Raw genomic sequence first — 16,569 nt, forward strand, 5'->3', positions numbered from 1 at the left:
AAAAAAAAACCTCCTAATACATGCTTTCAGGTTATTATGCAACAGAGGTTTAAGCTCTACAAAATATGGATAAATATCTAATAAATAAGGAACAAGGAACAAGGAACAAGGAACACAATGTTTTTAAAAAACTCAGTTATTGCAACGTCAGTTATTGCTGTAATCGCACTTGCAGGTTGTGGGAGTGATAATGATGAAGGAGACAAAACACTATCAGATAGCGAAGTTTCAGCACTAATTAAATGTAGTAACTTAGCAGAAGCAACTCCATGTACTCAGAATGTATACGGTTCTTGGGGTGTACTTGTTTCACCAGACTATGCCGATGATTACTGTAATGGAGTGTACTGCTTTGCAGATGGTAGTTCGGCACCAGAATACCCTCACCTAACTCGGTTTAGAGATTCTGGTGAGCTAATACCTACCTACTACTTAGACGCTGTAGATCCTCGTTTTGAATATGCCTTGAACAAAGCTGAAGAGATCATTGGATATCAGTTATTTGATAGAAAAGGAGTTATCTCACTTGAGTTCGATGATACCCCATTCTTTGATATCGACTACTCAGAACTGCCTACAGATTGGGGATTTATTTGGAGCAAAGGGACATTATCAGGGTCTTGCAGTTCAGGAAGAGTTTCAAGTAGACCGTACAGCACCAATCTTGTTTCTTATGCTGTAGGCAACGATTACGGTATAGATAAAACCAAATGGGGTAGTGGGTATGCATGGATACAGTTAGACAGTATATCTGAGCCTGATCCCGGCTGCACAACAATCGCGAACAATGAGGTAAGCTTGCATGAGTTAGCACATGCTCTTGGTATGAGTAATCACTTTGATGGGTTTGGTAACGGAGCTGCATTCAATAAAAATGCTGAACGTGTTTTACGCAATATGTACAGTAAGCAAAACCCTGCTGGACAGCCATTTGATTCGTTAAATATCGAGCCATAGGCGTAAACTAGCGGTTATGTTTAGAAATTAGTTGATATATTGGAGAGATTGTTGGAAAGCAAAGTGACAACAATCTCTCTTTTAATGTTAGAGCATAGGAAATTCGCTAATTACAATTGCTTTAAGGGCTTGACGACACTATCTAAGCCTTCAATCTTTAACGCGAGGCAGAGCTTAAGCAAGTCACCAAGCTCGCCCTTTGGGAAGCCTTTGCGATCAAACCACAGCAGGTATTCTTCAGGTAGGTCAATGAGAATGCGGCCCGCGTATTTGCCAAAAGGCATAGGGGTGCGAGCCAGTTTGATGAGGTTTTCTTTTTCAAGCATGGTGGGGTAACCAGAGTGCGCTGTTTGGATAAATGGGTCGCGCGATACCCTAACATGACTACCCTTCTCGCACCACATGTGCGTATTCGACAATCACTTGATTGCCTTCGATATAAGCGTTTTGGATTTCGCCATCAACGCTCATACGGCTCTGCAAGTAGACAATTTTCGGTCCCTGATCGCTGCGTTCTTTTAAGCTGGGCACCACCAATTTGGGGTCTAAGTGAAGTAAGTGACAGAACTTGGTGACAAAAGGCATTGTCATCGGCGCCTCACCGCGCAGCACGCGCGAGAAGCTCAGTTGGTTCATGCCCAGTTTCTTCGCAAACTCCATTTGCGTTAGGCGCATCTTTGATTTTTGCGACATCCAAGTCGTGTAGATCGCCTCTCTGTCTTGTTCGGTAAATTCCATGCTGCTCTCGTTGTTCAATGGTCGCGATAATAAAGTTGAGTCAATAAGGCGGTATTGTCCGCGCAGCGCGTCAAGACGATGTCAGAGAGAAGTTAGCGCAATTTGAATCTTTGGCGAGAAATCTGCGGGCACAAAGTGCCCGCGATATATCGAGGGGAGAGTTAGAACAGGCTCGCTAGCAGGCGCTTAAACCAATCCACCAGCTTCTTAAACAAGCCACCTTCCTCGACAGGTTGCTGGGCAATCAGTGGGGCCGTCGCCACGGTTTCGCCATCGATGCTGTAAATGACTTGTCCTAGGGTTTCGCCTTGTGCAATCGGCGCAACAAGATCGGAACTAAATTCAACTTCGGCGGTGAGCTTGGTGACGTCTCCTTTCGCTAGAGTGATGAAAACATCTTTTTCCACACCCACGTCCACGGTATCGGTTTTACCCATCCACACTTTAGGTGAGGCGACCGATTGACCGGCTCGGGTTGGCGAGATGGTATCGAAGAAGCGAAAACCGTAGCTCAGTAACTGCTTGCTTTCTGACTCACGTGATTTGGTGCTGCTTGAACCCATCACAACCGATATCAAACGCATGTCGCCACTGGTTGCTGATGTCGCTAAGCTGTAGCCGGCGCCGCTGGTATAACCGGTTTTCATACCATCGACATTCATGCTGCGGTCACGCAATAAACCGTTACGGTTGTATTGAGTAATGCCGTTGTAGGTGTAGGAGGTTTCGCTGTAGAGCGGATAAATGTCCGGTAGTTCACGAATAATCGCTTGGCTGAGCTTAGCGATATCCCGAGGTGTGGAGAACAGACCATCGCTATCTAGACCATGGGGGTTGGTGTAGGACGTGTTGGTGAGTGTCAACTTGTCCGCCCAAGAGTTCATCAAGCTAACGAACGCGTCCTCGCTGCCTGCCACATGCTCAGCAATGGCGACACTGGCGTCATTACCTGATTGAACAATCAACCCGCGGTAGAGATCCATCAACTTCACGTCGGTGCCGACTTCAATGAACATCTTCGATGAATCAGGGAAGTTCTTCGCCCATGCGCGTTGGCTAATTCGAACATCATCGTCTAAGGAGATGTTGCCTGCTTTCACTTCTTGCCCAGCGACATAGGCCGTCATCAACTTAGTCAGACTGGCTGGGTTAAGTTTGGTGTCGGCGTTTTTCTCGACTAACACGTGACCTGTGTTGTAGTCCATCAAAATATACCCATTGGCGCCCAACACCGGCGCATCAGGAACAATCGTTGGAGCAGCCACTGCTACGTGAGCAGTCGCCAAAGAAGAAAGGAAGACCGACGCTATCAAAGAGTGTTTTTTCATAATTCGCGGTAAATGTCCTGTTGGGTTAACACACTTACCTGAGTATAAACAACCTGATGCTGCTTGCAGCCCTGTTGTAATCAATGGTTACTATTGAGCGAGATTTGACGTAACAATCACACGGCAACAGGTAAAAAGAGTAAGGACGAAAAAGCCAGCGACTGGTCGCTGGCTTTAGTAATAGGTCACAACACTCAGCATCGATGCTGAGTGTGGATTCCGCTTATCAATTTGCGAATCCCGAGAGCGTGCGCTTCACCGAAAATGGATTTTTGGTGCGTCGATTACGGTAGCGATACCAGAGGTACGTCGCGACGATCGAGAAATAGAGATAGCTCATCACAAATACCAGCGGTGAAGTAATTAGACCTTGTGATACACCGAAGAGCACGCCCGCCGCGGCGACAAAGAACTTCGCGAACAAACCGAGTATCAACATCGCCAACGCCAATTGCGGGAATTGAACACGCTGAAACGCGCACCAGTAGCAGCTTGCGACTGCCAGTGTCGCAATCGAAACACCGAGCAAGAAAGAGTGAAAGTGATCAGCAGACGCTACGCCCGCAGATACAGACATCATAAGGATAAGAAACAGTTTCATTGTGTGCCTCGCTTTTTAAACCTAGAAAAAAGCTTCCTTTCATTTTCGCAAACTCATTTTGCGTATATTTTCGCCTTTCCCCCACCAAATGCAAGCGCGTTTTTTGACCCAAAATAGGCTCATCCGACCAGAATCAACAATGGTTAAATAATTGTTACAGATAGATTTACTGGAGTGATTACACTACCTGGGCTTGCAGCCTTCACACACATAAATCGGCACAAAAATTACAAGTCGATAACAAACGTTACATCTAAAAATAGTGGCTGTTTTATGATCTAAATCACTTCAACACAGGCAAAAGTAGCGCCATTTATATACAGCAAAACCCTAGTTTTCATTTTTGATCCATAGATTGGCATAAGCGCATGCGTCATCAGTTTTAAAACATCGGTTACCCCACCTCTATAACAATGCGCTGTTCGATATTTACACGCTAGTCACGCTCTGATACCTTTCGCGCACTCAACTTTGTGCATTCCAACGGATGTCATTCACTCATGCCTTCAGAATACCGAATCAAAAAAATCGTCGAAATCGGAGACACGCTCCATCGCAGCGGCTGTGCGCCTTATAAGCTAGAAAAATACACTAAGTTTTACGCCCGTAAACACGGCGTCGATGTGATGGTTCAAGCCACGCCTACCACGGTGAACTATCAGTTTCCGGATGACAATAACGCCGTCGTGATGCGCCGCCATCCTCTCGCGTCGATCAATCTGAGTTTATTGGCCAATACCATCATTCGTATTAACCAACCCAGCTCCGAACCTGTTCCAGAGCCTATCGGTTACCCGAAATGGGTGATTGCTCTGGCGAACATGGGGATTCCACCGGCCTATTTGATGCTGGTCGGCAGTACCATCGATGCGATTTTACTCTCTGTGCTACTTGGTTTTGTGGTGTGGATGACGCAGCAAGTGTGTAAAGCTCGCCGTGCGATCGCGGTGGAGTTTGTCTCGGCGTTATTGACTGGCATTCTGGTGGCCTATTTTGCCAGCACATCGGCGCAGATACCGGTCTGGGCACTTTGTATTGCCTCCATCGTGCTGTTCGTTCCGGGGTTGTCGATTGCCAACTCCCTTGAGTGTCTCGCCTTCAATGATTTGGTGTCTGGCACGAGCTTACTCGGACAAAGTGCGCTCTCGTTGATTAAGCTGTTTGTCGGTATCGTTATGGGGCTCAACATTGGTGAAGCCATATGGGGGCAAGCTGCCGCTAGCACTTACATCAATCAAGTTCCGCTTTGGTTGCACGTCAGTGGCCTGTTTCTGATTTCGATTTCACTCGGCATTATCTTTAACGCAAGACCAAAGGACATTTTGCTGGGGCTGCCGGTGGCGATGCTCGGCATGTGGGGGCCATTTTATTTAGGCTTTGAGAGCGGCTGGGTCGTCGGAACTTGGGTAACGACAGTGCTGATCACTTTATATGGCACGTGGTTGGCGAAAAAGATGGAATTGACGGGTAGCATCTACATTGTGCAGGGCATCATCATTTTGGTTCCGGGTAGCCGCGTGTTAGTCAGTGCGGGCCAATCCGTCTTTGAACAATCGATTTTGCCCATTCCGAGTATCGGGCTTTCTGCGTTGTTCATGTTCTCAGCGATCGTGGCAGGGCAGATTACCGCGTACTCCCTCTATTCGCCAAAAATTGAACGCTAACGCCAAACACTCTAGCTTCTGAAACTAAGAGCCCTATTCGATAGTTACCTTTAGGCAGCTATGGAGTAGGGCTCTTTGCCTTTGTGTTTCATTTTACGACTGAAACTGCCTTTGCCTTTCTTCGCTTTCTCGACTTGTGTTCGATACATCGAACTCGTCACAAGTGCTTTTAAGGCGTTATCTTTCACCACCCCTCTGCCCATATCATGTTCCAACGTCACACTAAGCGTGAGATCGCCCTTACTTTTTTTCATCACTGTTCCTTTTTTCTCTTTGATTTGTTCGGTTCATAACACGGTTTATTTGACTGACAAAACACTCAATAGCAGGTTTTCACCAGTCACTTAGCCACACATTCAACCAAGCAATCGAATGTTACACTAGTTATACGAGCTACGATAATATTTTCGAAAGTAAACCTAGCGCAAAATTCTAATGAAAACATTTGTTTTTCTAAATAATTTACACCGATTTTTATTGACTTAGTTGCACTTAGCATTAGACTGTCAGGCAGCTAGAAAACGGTTCTTGTTTACTTTCGCCGTTATCGTTAGATTTCTTGTATATCTGCCTTAACGTCGTGCGCAATAGCAATCTCCTTTTCCACGCTATAGGTGCCGTCATGGCTTTATAAGATTTATCAAGGATATACATTATGTCTAACACTGTTACTGGTACAGTTAAATGGTTCAACGAAACTAAAGGTTTCGGTTTCATCCAACAAGAAAACGGTCCTGACGTTTTCGCTCACTTCTCTGCAATCACTGGCGACGGTTTCCGTACTCTAGTTGAAGGTCAAAAAGTTGAGTTCGTTGTTTCTCAAGGTCAAAAAGGCCCACAAGCTGAGAACATCAAAGTACTTTAATTTTCAAGTACTAAAGAATTATGATAGCCAGCATTCGCTGGCTATTTTTTTATTGAAGTATTATGGCACTCAAACCCACTATTTATAAATTTCGCATCAACTTGTCTGATACCAATCGTGACTTGTACGATGCCACTCAACTGACGCTTGCCCAGCACCCGTCAGAAACGACCGCTCGTATGATGGCCCGCGTCTTAGCGTACTGCCTACAATGGCAACCGGATTTAGCCTTTACTAAAGGTCTCTCTACCACCGAAGAACCAGACCTTTGGGTCAAATCACTCGACGATCAAACACTGCTTTGGGTCGATGTGGGTGAGCCCTCTCTTGACCGAATCAAAAAGTCGACGCGAATCGCTCAGCAAGTGATCGTCTACTCGTTCAATAGCAAATCTGATGTATGGTGGGAGCAAAGTAAAAACAAGGCCCATCAATACCCTGCGTCGATTTACCGTTTAGACGCTGACACCGTCGAAGCGCTTGCCGATGTGGTCGCTCGCACGATGGATTTGTCGGTGATGATCACCGGCGATAGTCTCTTTATTGATTGTGAACAGGGTTCATTTGAAGTCGCAGTCACGACACTTCAGCATCAGCACTGATCCTCTATTCGGGCGACACACACATTGTTGTGTCGCCCTTTTCAACACATTCTCTTCAAATACACTAAGCTAATATCTGTGACTTGTAGGTCACTCATAGTTATCCTTTCGGTCCTGTGCCACAATGGGCGCTCACCATTGTAAAAATGGGTACTTACCTGAAAAAACACGAGATTGTGTATGCCTGAAAAGAAAGTGTTGGTGCTTTACGCACACCCCTCTTCTGCGCGTTCAGAAGTCAATCAGCGACTGTTTGATGCAGCCAAGCAATGCCAAGGTGTCACCGCGGTCGACCTCTACTGGGAATACCCGACCTACAACATCAACATAGACAGAGAGCAGCAACGTTTGCGCGAACACGACGTGGTGATTTTCCAGTTTCCGCTTTATTGGTATTCCACGCCCGCTATTTTAAAAGAGTGGCAAGACTTGGTACTTGAGTACGGCTTTGCTTACGGGCAAGATGCCAATGCGCTACACGGTAAACTGTTTTTTTGCGCTTTATCGGCCGGAGGGAAACAAGATGCCTACCAAACCGATGGTTACAATCACTTCCCCATTCGTGCGCTACTGCATCCCATTGAACAAATGGCGACACTCACTGGCATGACCTACCTACCACCGTTTGCTCTTTTTGGCGCTCGAACCGCTAAGGAAGATGGTCGGATTGAGGCTCACTTATCACAGTGGACCCAACTCCTGAATGATCTGGTCGCAGACCGTGTGGAGGTCAATAGCGCCGCAGAGGCCGCCACACTCAATGACTATCTGAGTCAAGGAGGCCATGCATGACCCTCTATTTTCTCCAAGCCTTTATCTATTTAGTCGCGGCTGTGATTGCCGTGCCCTTAGCCAAGCGATTTGGCCTCGGTTCTGTGCTGGGCTATTTGATTGCGGGAGTGGTGATCGGGCCCATTATCGGTTTGGTCGGTGAAGAGACCACCACAATCCAGCATTTCGCTGAGTTTGGTGTGGTGATGATGCTGTTTTTAGTTGGCTTAGAGCTTGAACCTAAAATGCTCTGGTCAATGCGAAATCGTCTATTAGGGCTGGGCGGATTGCAAGTCACGCTCACGACACTGGCCACCATGTACATCGCGATTTGGTTTGGGATCACATGGACGATAGCGTTAGCGATAGGGCTGATTTTTGCCCTCTCTTCGACAGCGATTGTCCTGCAAACCTTTAACGAGAAAGGGCTATCCAAAACAGAGGGTGGCCAAAACGCCTTCTCTGTATTGCTCTTTCAAGATATCGCCGTCATCCCTATGCTGGCCTTTATCCCACTGTTAGCATTACCTGAGTTGGTCGAGCAAGCACAAAACCTGGCAGCTAATGCCGCCGAGCACCATGAAGAGCTCAGCTTAGTCGCGCATCTGCCAGGCTGGGCGTATGCGATGGTGATTGTCGCCTCCATTGCAGGGTTGGTCATTGGCGGGCACTACCTGAGTCGGCCACTGCTTCGCTTTGTAGCCAGCTCCGGCCTAAGAGAAATATTCACCGCTACGGCCCTAATGTTAGTTGTGGGTATCGCCGCATTGATGAGCTTAGTTGGCCTGTCCCCCGCACTGGGCACCTTTTTGGCGGGGGTTGTTCTGGCAAACAGTGAGTTTCGTCATGAGCTCGAATCCAACATCGACCCCTTTAAGGGCTTGTTACTGGGGCTCTTTTTTATCACGGTCGGCGCTGGCATCGACTTCTCGATTCTCTTTAACGATTTCTTCCTGATTATAGGCCTAACACTGGGCGTGATGGCACTGAAAGGTGGCATCCTCTATCTCCTTGCTTGGGCGTTTCGAATTAAAAACAACAACCGTTGGTTGTTCACGCTCAGCTTGGCGCAGGCAGGGGAATTTGGTTTTGTGCTGCTCAGTTTCAGTATGCAAAATCACGTATTGCCGTTTGATATCGCTCAGAGGCTCTCTTTAGTCGTCGCGCTATCGATGTTCCTCACCCCTGGCTTATTCATCTTTTACGATAAGTTTATCTTGCCGCGTTTTCAGACGAAGGCCAACGATCAGGACGCCGATGTGATTGATGAAAAAGGCTCAGTTATCATCGCTGGGATTGGTCGATTTGGCCAAGTGGTCAATCGCCTACTGGTCGCTAACGGCGTACACACCGTTGTACTGGATCACCAAGCGGATCAGGTGGATATGATGAGGCAAATTGAGACCAAAGCCTACTTTGGTGATGCGACTCGTCCTGATTTACTCCATACCGCAGGCATTGAAGAGGCGGCGATGATCATACTCGCCATGGACAATCGCGAAAGCAGCGTAGAGCTGACTAAGTACGTGAAACACACCTACCCTCATGTCAAAATTCTTGCCCGTGCGTTCGATAGAGGACACGGCTATCGTCTTCGTCAAGCGGGGGCTGATGTCATTGAGCTAGAGACGTACCACTCCGCCCTAGAGATGGGTGCGCAGGCCATGAGGGCCCTAGACTTTCATCCGTTTTATGTCGAGCAACATAAAACCGCCTACAAAGAAGTGGAAGAGCGCAAATCGGATATGCTCTATCGCGCTTGGGAGGATGATTCCCACGGCGAACGTTTTGACAACAACTATCGCAAGCTCTTTATCGAGTTAGAACAGCAAATCAAATTGTCGATGTCCACCGATAGACAGGATCAACATGAACCCGGAGAACGAGGTTGGACACCACCGCCCAAAGGATACGCGGACAAACTTGATGACAGCGATCCCCAAGATCGAGCCTAGCTCGGTCGCCATGTTTTACCAGCAATGAAGTGACCATGAAGAGAAAATCCAACAGCGCTACTAACACACAGACAAGCTCACAGACAGCCTCATTAGGCCAGCAACTGTTCACCATGACTTGGCCTATGCTGTTTGGCGTCCTTTCGCTAATGAGTTTTCAATTAGTGGACAGTGCATTCATCGGCCAACTCGGTGTGCTTCCACTCGCGGTGCAAGGATTTACCTTGCCTATCCAAATGATCATTATTGGCATTCAAGTTGGCTTAGGTATCGCCACGACAGCAGTCATCGCCAAAGCACTGGGCGCCAACGACACTCGCTACGCCAAACAACTGGGTGGGCTAGTCCTTACCATTGGTAGCGTAGGGGTTGCGGCCTTCGCCGTTGTGCTTTATCTACTGCGCAAGCCAATACTGAGCCTACTCAGTGCACCAGACTCTGTCTTACCGATCATCGATACCTACTGGATCGTTTGGGCGGCGAGCGCATGGGTCGGCGCAGTGTTGTACTTTCTCTACAGCATATGCCGCGCCAACGGCAATACTCTGCTACCCGGCACCATGATGATGGTCACCAGCGCAATAAACTTAGCGCTTGATCCTGTGTTTATTTTTACTCTCGACCTAGGGATTAACGGCGCCGCAATAGCCACCATTGTTGCTTTTGGCTGCGGTATTCTGGTCGTCGCCCCTAAAGTGCTACGTAAAGAGTGGATGAGCTTTGATTGGAGTGACTTGAACGTTTTCAGCAGCGTGCGTTCTATTGGCAACATTATGGGCCCGGCGATGGTCAGTCAGCTCCTTCCCCCCCTATCTTCAATGCTTGCGACCAAGCTTGTCGCCGGTTACGGCACCGCCGCCGTGGCCGCATGGGCATTGGGGTCGCGCTATGAATTTTTTGCCATCGTCTCAGTGCTGGCATTGACAATGTCGATGCCCCCTATGGTCGGTCGCTTACTCGGCGCCGGCAATATTAAGGATATCCGTCAACTCGTCACGATTGCGGTTAAGTTTATTTTGCTGTTCCAGCTCGCGATTGCACTGGTGACCGGTCTTAGCTCGGGTCTGTTAGCCGATCTCATGACGGGGGAAAATCAAGTCGAATCGATCCTCTCGATGCACTTGGTGCTAGTACCATTTAGCTTAGGTCCGCTGGGGGTGTGCATGTTGATGGTCTCTATTTCCAACGCTCTGGGTAAAGCCTACACAGCGTTAACCATCTCTGCCTTGCGACTGTTTGCCTTCTTCCTACCCTGTTTGTGGGTCGGCGCTTATCTCGGCGGGATTCAAGGGCTCTTTTGGGGAGCGAGCATCGGTAATCTCCTCGCGGGTGCCTGCGCTTGGGTACTGTATCAGCGTACGTTACGCTCGATTGAATCGGCCAAATAAAATAAGTTGAAATGAAAGGTGGCTTTCGCCGTTCTTAATACAAAGCAGACAAAACGACGTACCTAGGAGAGACATATGGCAGCGCCAATCAAAGTAACCCTCTATCGCTGGGCGGGCAGTTGGGGACCATTCAAAGTGAACATTCCCTGTGGTGAGTGCACGCTGACCAAAGACATTCTCACTGATACCTTTGCCAACGAACTGGCCGATGTGCCGGTCGAACTTGAGGTGAAAGATTGGCTCTCTCATTGGTGGGAGCCGCTCAAAGCCGGAGCGTGGCATGCGCCAATTGTGATGGTCGAGGGTAAAGTGATCAGTCAAGGGGAAGCCCTCAACCGCGGTGTATTGGTGCAGTCGATCATAAAAGCATGGACCGAGCACGATACACTGAGCGGTAATATCGTCTTTGGTAAAGCAACATGCCCTTATTGTGTAAAAGCGAAGGCATTGCTCGATGAGGCAGGCATCGAATATCGTTATCACGACGTGGTCAAAGAGAGTGCGGCTTTGTATCGAATGATCCCGGAAGTAAAAGCGATCATCGGTGAAAAAACGCCCGTTACCGTGCCACAAATATGGCTGGATGGTCAGTACATTGGAGGGGCTGACAACTTAGAGGCGTGGCTTGTTAACAAAGGATTAGGCAAGGTGCCTGACAATGTCGTCGTTATGCAAAATCAGTCCTCTAACGGCTAGCACTGGCTATCACATGACGTTTTGAACAAACAATTAAGCCCCATCGAAAATGGGGCTTAATATTATCTATTCGTTCGTTTGGCGTTAGATTCGCCAGTGCCAGATTACTTAGCGATTTTGTTCAGTACGCGCTTAAAGAAAGACGCTTTTTTCGCTTTTGGCTTGCCGTAAAACATTTCGTTCATGGCGTGCTTTGCAATCATTTGGCCTAGGTATGCACCTGCTAGATCGTTATTCATGATTTTCTCCTCAAAGAACATGAGTGTGATTTTAATCACAAAAACAACAAAAGCAAGAGATATATCACATTTATTTTATTTAATTGCACACTTGTTTCATTTTAGTGCGCGATAGATCATTTGGGTGCAAATAACGCTGCTCTCAAACGGTCACCTTCATGGCTGCGTGTCGTTAACTGCGCTTGGGTTGTTGGTAGGTTTTACCCGCCATTTGGTAGGTATCTTTACGCTTAACGTCAAACTGCGTATCGAAGAACCAAGCCACAAAGCGAATCACCTCATCCCCTTCGTTCATCACGTGCTCAATGAATTCCTGCTCTTCGCCTTGCTCGTTTTCTTGCAGAGTCACATGGTAAATACGCGATTCCCCATCGACTTTCGCTAGAGCAAACTGACCCGTCAGTGCCTCGGCCGCCTGCGCCACTTCTTCATCGCTACTGGCTTTCAGCATCTCTAATGCTTGTGGCAGACTGCCTTGTTCGCACAGTGCTTTCACTAAACTTTCAAACTCTTGGTATTCCATTGTCGATCTCTCATCGCATTCAAACCGCGCCATTGTACCTACATCCTCTACTGAGTGGTACTCCAGACGAAACCCCGTGCGTTTTCGTCGTAATCTATTAAGATGTGGTCTCATTACTTCCTAAAGCGAAACAATGAGCCAGTATGGATTGGATTCAAAGTGTACACAGTTACCTTCGTGTCGTAGACGAAGGCAGTTTTAGCGCCGCTGCGCGTAAACTCAACACCACCAACTCCGCGGTCAGCAAGCGCATTCACTGGCTTGAAGAGCGCCTCGGTGTCCAGCTGTTAAAGCGCACCACGCGCTCAGTCACCCAAACCGAAGCGGGCGCGCTTTTTTATCAGCGGGCTAAAGTCCAATTGGATGAGTGGCAATCGATCGTCGATGAAACGCGCTCGGTCAATCAAAGCCCAGCTGGGCTACTCAAAATTGGCGCGACCTTGGCGATAGGGTCGAAATTTCTTGTCCAATACCTCAATGATTTTTTGCAGATGTATCCCGATATTCGTATTCAGTTGCTGACGACGACCCCCGGCCAACTGCCAGAATTGAGTTTGGATCTTTTTATTAGCCGAGAAATCGAGCAGCTTAACTCACTGAGTTTCAAAGCCTCCGCCTTGTTTGAACACAAAGGCGCCTTCTATGCGTCACCGTCCTACATCGCGCAGTATGGGGAACCTAGCTCAGCGGATGATCTGCTCAATCATAATGTTCTGATGTGGGGAGAACGCCCACAGCGTGAAGTGAGACTCAGTCAAGGACAGCGCTTGAGTTTATCCGGAAATTTCGCCACCACCAATCCAGAGGCGCTGTTTTATGCGGCCAAAAGTGGCATGGGCATTTTGCTCACTTACGATGTGATGATTAAAGAGGATCTCAAGTCCGGTGCGTTAAAACGGATCATGCCCGACATCACTGCCGACGAAGCGACGGTGTATGCGTACTACCCAAAACTTGATTATCAGCACACTCGAACCCAACTGTTTCTCGATTATTTAAAGGCCAGACTCTCTGAAGAGCGCGTCCCTCTGTAGACGATGTTCTCACCCGCACTGCGAAGTTGAGCAATTGAGCAACCTGTCCATAGTTAAAGCGCTAGAGTCCGCTGACGATCAAACACAGTCGCGGCGATCGCTTGGCTAAACACAATCAGAAGTGGGATTGAACAAAGGTACGGCGCACAATCATTGGCGAGATTACAAAGGGACTTCGATGGTCATCATCACATCGCCTTCGTAGTCATCATGCCAGCGGTAGTCGAGCCTCATTCTTGGCTCGCCGGCTTTTTTGTCACCAAAACCGACACTGAACTGCAAACCATGATTGCGTAACCACTCATCCATGCTCATCGTGGCCATCTTCTCTTCGAGCTCAGAAGGCATCCACACGCCGATACCAAAATAGTTGGACGATAAGTGGCGGGACAAAATTGGGTTGCTGGCACTTTTCAATACCCAATCATCCCAGTAAGAGGCGTAGTCTCGACTGTCATCATCGAGATAGAACTCAAGATCGTCGAGCGCTTTAACCGTGTACTCGATGCCATCTAGCATCGAAAAGCAGAGGCCTTGGGCTGAGTGAAACATCAGAGAGTTGGACGGCTTGTTTTTCTCTTCATACGAATAATCGTATAAATCGCATGCTTGTGATGCGAATGCCATTGCACCAAAACAAAACCCTATATATTGAGAAAAACGCATTCATATCTCTTATGTAACCACTAAATACACCCTCAATAATACGCTTTTTTACTCAATATGCGATTCACTTTTTCTGTTGTCAGGTGGGAAATAGGCGACTTGTCCTGTAGGGCATTTCTTATGTCCGTACTGCGAATCGCCACCTTTTCTGGACAACTCAATACAGACCAACGAGTTAGGATCTCCTCGGCGTTATAAAACTTGGCAAAGTTTAATAAGTTGTCTGGCCCCATCACAAAAGTTAAATGGGCATTAGAGTATTGCGCCTCTAACGCTTGCAGGACAGCAAACGTCGTAACGCCACCATCTTGGCTAAGCAAACTTTCTTCGATTGGCGATCGCTCGACATTAGGCAGCGAGAGATCATCAATAAACGCATCCACCAGTTCACAACGCAGCGCATAATCGAGCATCACTTTGCCCCATGCATGGGCAATACTTGGCACGAGCAGCACCTTATCAAAATGAGTCAACGACTCTATGACGCTTTTATGCCCTAAACTGGGTGGATTAAACGCGCTTCCAAACACCGCAATATGGCTCATTTTCTTCCTTTCTGCTGCTAAACGGTCGTAGCAGTTTTCTAATCTGTTCAAATTGGTATGATATCGGCTAGACGCTTTAAGGGTATCAAGAATATCCGCAAATTTGAAAATACATTGCTTGCAGGAAGGAAACACAATGGAACAGTTGATTCGCGATGAGATGCGTGTCTTACCTTCAATTGACCCTGAATTTGAAGTGACACGTCGAGTCGATTTTATTAAACGCAAACTGCGAGAAGCAGGCTGCAAGTCTTTGGTACTGGGGATCAGTGGAGGGGTGGACTCCACCACTTGTGGCCGCTTGGCTCAGCTAGCCGTCAACCAACTCAATGAGGAAACCGATGGCGGTTACCAGTTCATTGCCGTCCGATTGCCCTATGGTGAACAGAAAGACGAAGATGAAGCCCAAATTGCATTGAAATTTATTGAGCCGACACATTCTGTCTCCGTCAATATTAAAGCGGGTGTGGATGGTATTCACGCCGCCACACAAACCGCCCTTGAAGGCACCGACTTGCTACCGACTGACGCACCAAAATTGGATTTTGTTAAAGGCAACGTGAAAGCGCGCGCGCGCATGGTTGCGCAGTACGAGATCGCAGGCTATGTGGGCGGGCTCGTACTCGGCACCGATCACTCAGCGGAAAACATCACTGGCTTTTACACCAAGTTTGGCGACGGCGCCTGTGACCTTGCACCGCTATTTGGTTTGAGCAAACGTCAAGTTCGTGAAGTGGCAGCTCACCTCGGCGCCCCAGAGCTATTAGTGAAAAAGACGCCAACCGCGGATCTTGAAGAACTGGCACCACAAAAAGCCGATGAAGACGCGTTGAACCTCACCTATGATCAGATCGATGATTTCCTAGAAGGGAAACCGGTATCAGAGGAAGTCTCGCAGCGTCTTGTGCACATCTACACCATCACGCAGCACAAACGTCAGCCTATCCCGACCATCTACGATTAATCTTATCGATAGATGCAGCGCGTTTGACGCCCCGTCACACGCGCTGCCCCACCACCCATCACCCAATTATGCCCTCCCCCTACCCAACGTCCACCTAAGCCGCTTTATTCGCTATTATTGGTCGTATCAATAAAACGACTAGCACCTCGGCACTGTTTTCACTAAAATGCGACCGATCAAACAAATTTCTTTCATTATCGCGTTAATATACCCATTAAGCGCCGCTTAACGTCGCGTTGGCTTGGGTGATAATGAGCGACGTAATAACCAAAAACCATGCATGTTGCAGCCCAGGTGGCTGACTGTAGAAAAGTGTGATTGTTTATGGATCAAGATAAGTTTACCAATATTTATCGCTTACCCACGGCGATTCAAATTCGCATTGGCAAATGGCAGCAGACCTTCAACGGAACATCAGACATTGTGCTTCACCGTGCTATTGAAGCGCGTAATAAACAGTACCGTAAACCTGATTTTTTCCCGGCGGGGTGGTGCGTCAACCTGTTTGATAATCAGGACATCTCCATCACCGAGCATGGTAAGTATATTCAAACCGCGATGCGTACCATGATGGACCGTAAGGTGTCGTATAAACGCATTTACCTCTCTCGAGTGCCGCTTGAGCAAGCGACGCCAGCCCTGGTCGCGTTCAAACAAGAGTTCATCGCCAAGCACAATCGTGTGGCGAAAAAATACAATCAAATTAAGAAAAAACAGTTCTTGCGCTTCGCATTAGAAGAGCTAGAGACACTCTATCCCTCGATACCAAAAGAGAAGTTTGACGTAACCCTGTGGAACAAATTGGTGGTGTCAGAGCTCGGCCAAGCGAAGAAATTTGCTAACCCCTACTTCGTGAAAAAGCACACCGTCTAGACGGCGCTGAGATTACACCGCCTTGACGATATCAGTCTGACGTTAGAGGCCGCTATCATCACAGTCCGTCACTCGTATTTGGCTAAAATCTCTTGATAACGGCTTTGTCCTTGCTCACCTGGCATCGATTTAAGCCGTTCAATGCCGCGCTGCAAATTAG

Annotated in this window: 20 protein-coding genes; 11 read left to right on the plus strand and 9 right to left on the minus strand. The window is 47.9% G+C overall.

What is annotated here, in order from left to right; all coding sequences use genetic code 11:
• Window positions 1–117: 117 nt before the first annotated feature.
• Window positions 118–957 (plus strand): hypothetical protein, encoded by an 840-nt coding sequence (locus AC6R1A_RS05035; protein ID WP_500633478.1) that lies wholly within the window; start codon window positions 118–120, stop codon window positions 955–957.
• A gap of 110 nt (window positions 958–1,067) precedes the next feature.
• Here AC6R1A_RS05035 and AC6R1A_RS05040 read toward each other — a convergent pair whose 3' ends face one another.
• From AC6R1A_RS05040 to AC6R1A_RS05055, 4 genes are all read right to left on the minus strand, one after another.
• Window positions 1,068–1,283, minus strand: a complete 216-nt coding sequence (locus AC6R1A_RS05040) for a DUF3820 family protein (protein ID WP_500633477.1) — start codon at window positions 1,281–1,283, stop codon at window positions 1,068–1,070.
• Window positions 1,284–1,341: 58 nt separating this feature from the next.
• Window positions 1,342–1,695, minus strand: coding sequence for a helix-turn-helix domain-containing protein (locus AC6R1A_RS05045; protein ID WP_334553355.1), 354 nt, complete (start codon window positions 1,693–1,695; stop codon window positions 1,342–1,344).
• Window positions 1,696–1,856: 161 nt separating this feature from the next.
• Window positions 1,857–3,023 carry a serine hydrolase gene (locus tag AC6R1A_RS05050; RefSeq protein ID WP_500630857.1) on the minus strand — a complete coding sequence of 389 codons (1,167 nt, stop codon included), beginning with the start codon at window positions 3,021–3,023 and terminating at the stop codon, window positions 1,857–1,859.
• A 226-nt stretch (window positions 3,024–3,249) separates the two neighbouring features.
• A complete protein-coding gene (locus AC6R1A_RS05055) occupies window positions 3,250–3,624 on the minus strand; it encodes an NADH:ubiquinone oxidoreductase (RefSeq protein ID WP_500630858.1) in 375 nt (124 codons plus the stop codon).
• Between the two features lie 500 nt (window positions 3,625–4,124).
• Between AC6R1A_RS05055 and AC6R1A_RS05060 the strand changes: the two genes are divergently transcribed.
• On the plus strand, window positions 4,125–5,288 hold the full coding sequence (locus tag AC6R1A_RS05060) for a threonine/serine exporter family protein (RefSeq protein WP_500630859.1): 1,164 nt from the start codon (window positions 4,125–4,127) through the stop codon (window positions 5,286–5,288).
• A 50-nt stretch (window positions 5,289–5,338) separates the two neighbouring features.
• Here AC6R1A_RS05060 and AC6R1A_RS05065 read toward each other — a convergent pair whose 3' ends face one another.
• Window positions 5,339–5,542, minus strand: a complete 204-nt coding sequence (locus AC6R1A_RS05065; RefSeq protein WP_334568195.1) for an alternative ribosome-rescue factor A — start codon at window positions 5,540–5,542, stop codon at window positions 5,339–5,341.
• A gap of 401 nt (window positions 5,543–5,943) precedes the next feature.
• Here AC6R1A_RS05065 and AC6R1A_RS05070 point away from each other — a divergent pair, with 401 nt between their 5' ends.
• The 6 genes from AC6R1A_RS05070 to AC6R1A_RS05095 all read left to right on the plus strand — a co-directional run bounded on the left by AC6R1A_RS05070 (window position 5,944) and on the right by AC6R1A_RS05095 (window position 11,565).
• Window positions 5,944–6,153, plus strand: a complete 210-nt coding sequence (locus tag AC6R1A_RS05070) for a cold-shock protein (RefSeq protein ID WP_038204438.1) — start codon at window positions 5,944–5,946, stop codon at window positions 6,151–6,153.
• Between the two features lie 62 nt (window positions 6,154–6,215).
• Complete coding sequence (locus tag AC6R1A_RS05075; protein ID WP_500630860.1) at window positions 6,216–6,755, plus strand: YaeQ family protein; 540 nt, start codon at window positions 6,216–6,218, stop codon at window positions 6,753–6,755.
• A 180-nt stretch (window positions 6,756–6,935) separates the two neighbouring features.
• Window positions 6,936–7,547 (plus strand): NAD(P)H-dependent oxidoreductase, encoded by a 612-nt coding sequence (locus tag AC6R1A_RS05080; protein ID WP_500630861.1) that lies wholly within the window; start codon window positions 6,936–6,938, stop codon window positions 7,545–7,547.
• Window positions 7,544–9,481, plus strand: coding sequence for a monovalent cation:proton antiporter-2 (CPA2) family protein (locus tag AC6R1A_RS05085; RefSeq protein WP_500630862.1), 1,938 nt, complete (start codon window positions 7,544–7,546; stop codon window positions 9,479–9,481). The genes AC6R1A_RS05080 and AC6R1A_RS05085 overlap by 4 nt, the downstream gene beginning before the upstream one ends.
• A gap of 35 nt (window positions 9,482–9,516) precedes the next feature.
• Window positions 9,517–10,869, plus strand: a complete 1,353-nt coding sequence (locus AC6R1A_RS05090) for an MATE family efflux transporter (protein ID WP_500633476.1) — start codon at window positions 9,517–9,519, stop codon at window positions 10,867–10,869.
• A gap of 75 nt (window positions 10,870–10,944) precedes the next feature.
• Complete coding sequence (locus tag AC6R1A_RS05095; RefSeq protein ID WP_500633475.1) at window positions 10,945–11,565, plus strand: glutaredoxin family protein; 621 nt, start codon at window positions 10,945–10,947, stop codon at window positions 11,563–11,565.
• A gap of 104 nt (window positions 11,566–11,669) precedes the next feature.
• Here AC6R1A_RS05095 and AC6R1A_RS05100 read toward each other — a convergent pair whose 3' ends face one another.
• Entirely contained in the window at window positions 11,670–11,804 is a 135-nt protein-coding gene (locus tag AC6R1A_RS05100) for a hypothetical protein (RefSeq protein ID WP_500625496.1), read from the minus strand.
• A gap of 172 nt (window positions 11,805–11,976) precedes the next feature.
• Window positions 11,977–12,327, minus strand: coding sequence for a hypothetical protein (locus AC6R1A_RS05105; RefSeq protein WP_500646149.1), 351 nt, complete (start codon window positions 12,325–12,327; stop codon window positions 11,977–11,979).
• 143 nt (window positions 12,328–12,470) lie between these two features.
• On the opposite strand from AC6R1A_RS05105, the gene AC6R1A_RS05110 reads away from it, so the two are divergent.
• Window positions 12,471–13,361 (plus strand): LysR family transcriptional regulator, encoded by an 891-nt coding sequence (locus AC6R1A_RS05110; RefSeq protein ID WP_500637198.1) that lies wholly within the window; start codon window positions 12,471–12,473, stop codon window positions 13,359–13,361.
• Window positions 13,362–13,523: 162 nt separating this feature from the next.
• Here the strand turns inward: AC6R1A_RS05110 and AC6R1A_RS05115 are convergent, their stop codons facing one another.
• Both AC6R1A_RS05115 and AC6R1A_RS05120 read right to left on the minus strand, forming a co-directional pair.
• Window positions 13,524–14,027 carry a hypothetical protein gene (locus tag AC6R1A_RS05115; RefSeq protein ID WP_334553329.1) on the minus strand — a complete coding sequence of 168 codons (504 nt, stop codon included), beginning with the start codon at window positions 14,025–14,027 and terminating at the stop codon, window positions 13,524–13,526.
• Window positions 14,028–14,059: 32 nt separating this feature from the next.
• Window positions 14,060–14,572 (minus strand): nicotinate-nicotinamide nucleotide adenylyltransferase, encoded by a 513-nt coding sequence (locus AC6R1A_RS05120; protein WP_500633273.1) that lies wholly within the window; start codon window positions 14,570–14,572, stop codon window positions 14,060–14,062.
• A 136-nt stretch (window positions 14,573–14,708) separates the two neighbouring features.
• Here AC6R1A_RS05120 and nadE point away from each other — a divergent pair, with 136 nt between their 5' ends.
• Together nadE and AC6R1A_RS05130 are read left to right on the plus strand one after the other, a co-directional pair.
• Entirely contained in the window at window positions 14,709–15,536 is an 828-nt protein-coding gene (gene nadE / locus AC6R1A_RS05125; RefSeq protein WP_500630868.1) for an NAD(+) synthase, read from the plus strand.
• A 324-nt stretch (window positions 15,537–15,860) separates the two neighbouring features.
• Window positions 15,861–16,409 carry an MSHA operon transcriptional regulator gene (locus tag AC6R1A_RS05130; RefSeq protein WP_500630869.1) on the plus strand — a complete coding sequence of 183 codons (549 nt, stop codon included), beginning with the start codon at window positions 15,861–15,863 and terminating at the stop codon, window positions 16,407–16,409.
• Window positions 16,410–16,569 lie beyond the last annotated feature (160 nt).

Source organism: Vibrio sp. R10-SG3-ISO3, assembly GCF_059834225.1.

What these genes read in the sequence shown, in the direction of transcription:
- AC6R1A_RS05035 (WP_500633478.1), top strand. Translation starts at nt 118, where the DNA reads ATGTTTTTAAAAAACTCAGTTATTGCAACGTCAGTTATTGCTGTAATC.
- AC6R1A_RS05040 (WP_500633477.1), bottom strand. Translation starts at nt 1,283, where the DNA reads ATGCTTGAAAAAGAAAACCTCATCAAACTGGCTCGCACCCCTATGCCT.
- AC6R1A_RS05045 (WP_334553355.1), bottom strand. Translation starts at nt 1,695, where the DNA reads ATGGAATTTACCGAACAAGACAGAGAGGCGATCTACACGACTTGGATG.
- AC6R1A_RS05050 (WP_500630857.1), bottom strand. Translation starts at nt 3,023, where the DNA reads ATGAAAAAACACTCTTTGATAGCGTCGGTCTTCCTTTCTTCTTTGGCG.
- AC6R1A_RS05055 (WP_500630858.1), bottom strand. Translation starts at nt 3,624, where the DNA reads ATGAAACTGTTTCTTATCCTTATGATGTCTGTATCTGCGGGCGTAGCG.
- AC6R1A_RS05060 (WP_500630859.1), top strand. Translation starts at nt 4,125, where the DNA reads ATGCCTTCAGAATACCGAATCAAAAAAATCGTCGAAATCGGAGACACG.
- AC6R1A_RS05065 (WP_334568195.1), bottom strand. Translation starts at nt 5,542, where the DNA reads ATGAAAAAAAGTAAGGGCGATCTCACGCTTAGTGTGACGTTGGAACAT.
- AC6R1A_RS05070 (WP_038204438.1), top strand. Translation starts at nt 5,944, where the DNA reads ATGTCTAACACTGTTACTGGTACAGTTAAATGGTTCAACGAAACTAAA.
- AC6R1A_RS05075 (WP_500630860.1), top strand. Translation starts at nt 6,216, where the DNA reads ATGGCACTCAAACCCACTATTTATAAATTTCGCATCAACTTGTCTGAT.
- AC6R1A_RS05080 (WP_500630861.1), top strand. Translation starts at nt 6,936, where the DNA reads ATGCCTGAAAAGAAAGTGTTGGTGCTTTACGCACACCCCTCTTCTGCG.
- AC6R1A_RS05085 (WP_500630862.1), top strand. Translation starts at nt 7,544, where the DNA reads ATGACCCTCTATTTTCTCCAAGCCTTTATCTATTTAGTCGCGGCTGTG.
- AC6R1A_RS05090 (WP_500633476.1), top strand. Translation starts at nt 9,517, where the DNA reads ATGAAGAGAAAATCCAACAGCGCTACTAACACACAGACAAGCTCACAG.
- AC6R1A_RS05095 (WP_500633475.1), top strand. Translation starts at nt 10,945, where the DNA reads ATGGCAGCGCCAATCAAAGTAACCCTCTATCGCTGGGCGGGCAGTTGG.
- AC6R1A_RS05100 (WP_500625496.1), bottom strand. Translation starts at nt 11,804, where the DNA reads ATGAATAACGATCTAGCAGGTGCATACCTAGGCCAAATGATTGCAAAG.
- AC6R1A_RS05105 (WP_500646149.1), bottom strand. Translation starts at nt 12,327, where the DNA reads ATGGAATACCAAGAGTTTGAAAGTTTAGTGAAAGCACTGTGCGAACAA.
- AC6R1A_RS05110 (WP_500637198.1), top strand. Translation starts at nt 12,471, where the DNA reads ATGGATTGGATTCAAAGTGTACACAGTTACCTTCGTGTCGTAGACGAA.
- AC6R1A_RS05115 (WP_334553329.1), bottom strand. Translation starts at nt 14,027, where the DNA reads ATGCGTTTTTCTCAATATATAGGGTTTTGTTTTGGTGCAATGGCATTC.
- AC6R1A_RS05120 (WP_500633273.1), bottom strand. Translation starts at nt 14,572, where the DNA reads ATGAGCCATATTGCGGTGTTTGGAAGCGCGTTTAATCCACCCAGTTTA.
- nadE (WP_500630868.1), top strand. Translation starts at nt 14,709, where the DNA reads ATGGAACAGTTGATTCGCGATGAGATGCGTGTCTTACCTTCAATTGAC.
- AC6R1A_RS05130 (WP_500630869.1), top strand. Translation starts at nt 15,861, where the DNA reads ATGGATCAAGATAAGTTTACCAATATTTATCGCTTACCCACGGCGATT.